The sequence below is a fragment of the Pseudomonas fluorescens genome (genome assembly GCF_000968015.1).
Taxonomy (GTDB): Bacteria; Pseudomonadota; Gammaproteobacteria; order Pseudomonadales; family Pseudomonadaceae; genus Aquipseudomonas; species Aquipseudomonas fluorescens_W.
Window position 1 is genome coordinate 1 of sequence record NZ_LACH01000100.1, and the last position, 1,453, is coordinate 1,453.

The window sequence follows — 1,453 nt, forward strand, 5'->3', positions numbered from 1 at the left end:
TGTAATTGGATGGACTCGCCCAAGCCGAGGCGTCAATGCGCCACGGTGGCAGTCTAAGCAGCCAACGACAGCGAGGGCGAGTCCATGAAAAATCATAGTTCGATTGATCAATCCCTGTCTTCTTCCGATTTGTCGGTCTGCACAACCTTGGCGGTCGATCTGGCCAAGCAGGTCTTTCAGGTCGCCGGTGAAGATGTCCTCGGCCAAGTGCGCTACGAGCAGCGGATCAAGTCGCGTGAGGCGTTTTATGAGTTTCTCCAACAGTTGCCACCTCATGTCGTGGTTTTGATGGAGACCGGTCCGGGTGCTCAAGCCTGGGCCCGGCAGCTGCAAGACCAAGGCAATCCGGTGCGGATTCTTCCAGCCGGTTTGGTGGCTACACATCGCAGCGGACCTAAAAATGATCGTAACGATGCGCTGGCGATTCTGCGGGCTGATCGCGATGAAAAAATCTGCGCAGTACCGGTCAAAAGCGTTGCAGCGCTGGCAATGCAGGCGTTGCATCGCACCCGTCAGGGCTATGTGCGTCGACGCACGGCAGTCAGTAATCAGATGCGCGGCCTGCTGCTCGAACACGGCGTGGCCCTGGCGCAGGGCGATGTTGCAATCAGCCAGAAAATTCCGCGGGTACTGGAAGATGCTACCCAGCCGGTGCCGGGGCTGCTGCGTGAACTGATCGACGAACTGTTGGCCGAGTGGCGCCATTTGGGCGAGCGCATCAGCGTGCTGACGGGACGCCTGGAAGTGGCCGCTAACGCCGACATGACGGCGAAGCGACTGATGACGGTGCGCGGCATCGGCCCAGTCACTGCCACTGCACTGGTGGCCAAGGAAACCAAGCCTGAACGATTTCCCAATGCCCGCAAGTTTGCCGCGTACTTTGGCATGGTGCCTGACCAGCACAGCAGCGGGAACACGGTCCGGCTGGGGGACATGACCAAGCGAGGTGATGTTTATTTACGCAGCCTGATGATCCAGGGAGCCCATGCGGTGCTGCAACAACTACGACCTGATTCCCAGCAACCCGATGACCGTCGCTTGTTGCGCTGGATGAGCCGGCTGGGCCGTAAGGAGGCGGCGATCAGGCTAGCCAACCGCAACCTGCGAATCGTCTGGGTGCTTTTACAGAATGACCAGACTTATCGTCGCCACGCGGGTGATGGCCAGCAAGCGACGATGAGCCACTGAGCGACAGAGTTCTGCCACCGAGGTACTAACTGTCCGACCCTTTGCTGAAAAAAAATTGACCCCAGGTAAGACCGGCGTGGATTGATGCCTAAGCTGCTACTGGCCTTCGAGGCCTGACTGTAATCGGCATACCACGAGCTTTTCCAATTTTGGCCAGAGGCCGAAGACGGCTTCCGCGAATAGGCCTGATACATAGATGCAACGGGGCGACGGTTTTTCAGAAGCGGGTAGACAGTGGGGGCGAGTCCATACATAGCAGCTGGCG

Annotated in this window: 1 protein-coding gene; it reads left to right on the forward strand. The window is 58.5% G+C overall.

Annotated elements, in window-relative coordinates:
- Positions 1 to 129: 129 nt before the first annotated feature.
- The gene (locus VD17_RS30420) at positions 130 to 1,188 is read left to right on the forward strand and encodes an IS110 family transposase (protein WP_080932109.1); all 1,059 of its coding nucleotides are present in this window, start codon (positions 130 to 132) and stop codon (positions 1,186 to 1,188) included.
- Positions 1,189 to 1,453: the final 265 nt, after the last annotated feature.